A 3,958-nucleotide genomic window follows, 5' to 3' on the forward strand; every position below is an offset into this window, starting at 1 on the left:
AGTAAGGCGCGCCTGCAACGTCCTATCGTAATCATTATCTTCGCCGAGCTGTTCTGTACGTCGCTCTGGTTCAGCGGCAATAGTTCGGCCGACGCGCTGCGACTCCTGTGGGGCCTGGATGCGGCGGGTATAGGCTGGCTGACCAATGCAACACAATTTGGCTTCATTATTGGCACGCTTTTGCTGGCTTTAAGCGGGGTTGCCGATAGGTATCCGGCGAGTCGGATATTTTTAGTTTGCAGTATCGCAGGGGCCTGCGCTAATGCGGGCTTCGCGCTCTTGAGTCAAGGGTTGATGAGCGCTATTGGCTTTCGCACGCTTGTCGGGCTGAGCCTGGCCGGCATATATCCCATCGGGATGAAGCTGATATTGACCTGGACGCGTCAAAATACGGGTATGTCCCTGGCGTTGCTGGTTGGCATGCTGACTTTAGGAACTGCTCTGCCACATGGGGTAAGGGCGATAGGCGCTGCTTGGCCTTGGCAGGCTATCGTTTTGACGTCGTCCATATTGACGCTTATAGGCGGCTTTATGGTTTACCTGCAGTCCGATGGGCCTCATCTCAAACTCAAGCGAGGTGCACAGCCCGCCTTCAATTGGAGTGGCGTCCTGATGGCGTTTAAGGCGCCCGATTTTCGTGCGGCCGCCATTGGCTATTTTGGGCACATGTGGGAACTTTATGCGTTCTGGACGATTATTCCTCTATTCTTAACAAGCACTCTGGACCAGAATGTTTCCACCTCTGTTACGTCAGGTTTGGCCTTTGGGGTCATCGCGGTGGGCGCTTTGGGTTGCGTGGCGGGAGGCTGTATGGTTGGGCGGTTTGGTAGCGCACGCGTTGCATTCGTGGCACTGACGACCTCCGGTACCTTGTGCGCTATGTACCCGTTGCTAGTTATTCCTACCGGCTTTATGCTCGCTGTGTTTATTTTATGGGGCGTGGCAGTCGTAGCTGACTCGCCTCAGTTCTCAAGCTTATCGGCGCAGGCGTGTCCACAGGACTATGTAGGGAGTGCGCTCGCCATCCAAAATAGCATTGGATTCTCGCTGACCCTGGTGTCCATCTCTTTGGTGACCAGTTTGTACGGGGCAATAGGGGCCTATGTGTCGTGGGTATTGCTGCCGGGTCCCATCATTGGCCTATGGGCAATGCGACGGCTGGCATTCAAACGAAGTTGAACTTGTCAGGCGAAGTGTCCGGCAGAACATTACTGAGTATTGAGAAGGTATTCAGCCGATGACACTGGGCCACGTCCAGGTCAGGATTTCCTCGTTATCGGTGCCTTCAGTGTGCGCTTGTTCAATGCTTTCGATGATTTGGCCCTTGAGCCATTCCTTCAAGTGTGAGCCTGTGTTCTGCAACGTTGCAACACGGTCAATGACATCAATCGCCAAATTAAAACGGTCGACTTGGTTTTGAATAGCAAGTTCAAAAGGTGTATTGATATTGCCTTTCTCTTTATAGCCACGTACATGAATATTGGAATGATTCGTTCTGCGGTAGGTAAACTTGTGGATCAGCCATGGGTATCCATGAAAATTGAAAATTACTGGCTTATTACGGGTGAAGAGGGCGTCGAAGTCTGCGTCGGATAAACCATGAGGATGCTCTGTGTCGGGCTGAAGCCGATACAAGTCCACCACATTGACAAACCGGATTTTCAGATCGGGAAGATGTTCCCGCAGGATGGCGACAGCCGCCAGCGCTTCTTGAGTCAAGATATCGCCCGCGCACGCCATAACAACGTCCGGTTCTCCGCCGGCATCATTGCTGGCCCATTCCCAAATACCGATACCCTTGGCGCAGTGGATAGCTGCAGCATCCATATCCAAGTAGACTAAATGCGGCTGTTTGTCGGATACGATTACGTTTACATAATCAGTACTGCGCAAACAATGGTCGGTTACGCTGAGCAGGCAATTCGCATCGGGAGGCAGATAAATACGCGTAATCTCGGCACTTTTGTTGCTGACGACGTCAAGAAAGCCCGGGTCCTGATGCGTGAAGCCGTTGTGGTCCTGCCGCCAGACCAGTGATGAGATAAGAATATTAAGTGAAGAAATCGGAGCCCGCCAGCGCACTTCGAGCTTGGCTTTATCGAGCCATTTGGCATGCTGGTTGTACATCGAGTCGATAATATGGACAAAAGCCTCGTACGTATTGAAAATTCCATGGCGGCCCGTTAATAGGTAACCTTCCAGCCAGCCCTCGAGCGTATGCTCGCTAAGCATTTCCATCACACGGCCATCGGGAGCTATATCCGTGCCATCGGCATCCTCTGGTTTGATTGCAGCCAGCCAAGTTTTCACGCTAGCCTTATAAATATCCTGTAAACGGTTCGAGGCATTTTCATCCGGACTGAATACTCGAAAGTTGTCCATATTAAGTTGCATGACACGGCACAAAAACTTGCCAAGGGTTTCGGTGGGTGAAGTGTTCGTGGTTCCCGGACTATCTATCGGAACAGCAAAATCGCGAAAATTAGGAAGAACGAGGGGTTTGCGCAGCTTGCCTCCGTTGGCATGAGGATTGGCGCTCATTCGCCGGTCGCCCAAAGGAGCAAGTTTCCGCAGTTCAGGTGACAAGATCCCCGTCTCGTCAAATAGCTCTTCGGGCCGATAACTGCGCATCCACTGTTCGACGATACGTAGATGTTCAGGGTTCGATTTGACAGCGGTGACAGGGACCTGATGGGCCCGCCAGAAGTTTTCTATCTTTTTACCGTCCACCTCTTTTGGGCCGGTCCAACCTTTGGGAGACCGAAGAATGATCAAAGGCCAACGCGGCCTGTCGGGCCTGCCGGTTGTGCGAGCCTCTTTTTGAATAGCGCGAATTTGCAGCACGCAAGCCTCTACTGTTGATGCCATTTTTTGATGCATCAATTTAGGCTCGTCGCCCTCGACTACGTGCGGCGTCCATCCGTATCCCCTGAAAAGATCTTCCAGCTCCTGTGACGTAATACGCGCGAGCAGGGTGGGGTTGGCTATCTTGTATCCGTTCAAATGAAGGATAGGCAGGACTGCGCCATCGCGAATCGGGTTCAGAAACTTATTGGAATGCCATGATGTGGCCAGTGGCCCAGTTTCGGCTTCCCCGTCACCCACCACGACACTGACGATAAGGTTGGGATTGTCGAATGCCGCTCCAAACGCATGCGATACGCTGTAGCCCAATTCACCTCCTTCATGAATCGATCCGGGTACTTCCGGAGTGCAATGGCTTCCAAGCTGACCGGGAAATGAGAAAGCCCTGAACAGATTAAGCATACCGGCTTCATCCTGACTTTTTTCTGGATAAATTTCTGAGTAGGTTCCTTCCAGATAGCAGTTGGAAATTACCGCCGGAGCGCCATGGCCTGGACCCGAAAGAAAAATCATGTCTAAGTCGTACTTGCGGATGACTCGGTTAAGATGAACCCAGATAAAAGTCTGGCCAGGGTCGGAACCCCAATGGCCCAACAGGCGATTCTTGATGTGTTCTGCATGCAGCGGCTTCTTCAACAGGGGGTTGTCGTGAAGGTATATCATGCCGGCACATAGATAATTGCAGGCGCGCCAGTAGGCGTCGATCGCGTTCAGGTCATTCGTGCAAAGAGGCTGATCGACACTGGCTAGTGGGCTATTCTGAGTTGATGTCATGATCACCTGGCTCCTTGGGTTGACACAAAAAATTTTGTAGCAGTTTCAAGGGAAAACAAGAACGACAACATCGCTTGTGGCTTGATCAATTTACTGTGGCTCGGCGGCTGCTGACAAGCGGCTTTTTTCATGGCATTGCGAGTACCTGCCTTTAGATTCAGTTGATGCTACGCTAGGCAACTAGAAACCTTTGGGTGGTGTCTTTATGTTTTCGCACATATTCGTTGGGGTCACCGATTTCGACCGCGCGCTGCATTTCTATGATCGTTTGTTTTCCGTACTAGGTGTAGAGCAGCGATTTTTCGATGCCAGTGTGCCC

2 protein-coding genes are annotated in these 3,958 nt (G+C 51.8%); one reads left to right on the top strand and one right to left on the bottom strand.

Annotation, left to right across the window (positions count from 1 at the left end; genetic code table 11):
* The coding region (locus ABWO67_RS19155) for an MFS transporter (protein ID WP_353154903.1) at nucleotides 1-1,179 on the top strand (1,179 nt) is incomplete at its 5' end.
* A gap of 51 nt (nucleotides 1,180-1,230) precedes the next feature.
* Here the strand turns inward: ABWO67_RS19155 and ABWO67_RS19160 are convergent.
* Nucleotides 1,231-3,639 (bottom strand): phosphoketolase family protein, encoded by a 2,409-nt coding sequence (locus tag ABWO67_RS19160; RefSeq protein WP_353154906.1) that lies wholly within the window; start codon nucleotides 3,637-3,639, stop codon nucleotides 1,231-1,233.
* Nucleotides 3,640-3,958: the final 319 nt, after the last annotated feature.

Source organism: Pollutimonas bauzanensis (genome assembly GCF_040393045.1).
Lineage (GTDB): Bacteria > Pseudomonadota > Gammaproteobacteria > Burkholderiales > Burkholderiaceae_B > Pollutimonas > Pollutimonas bauzanensis_A.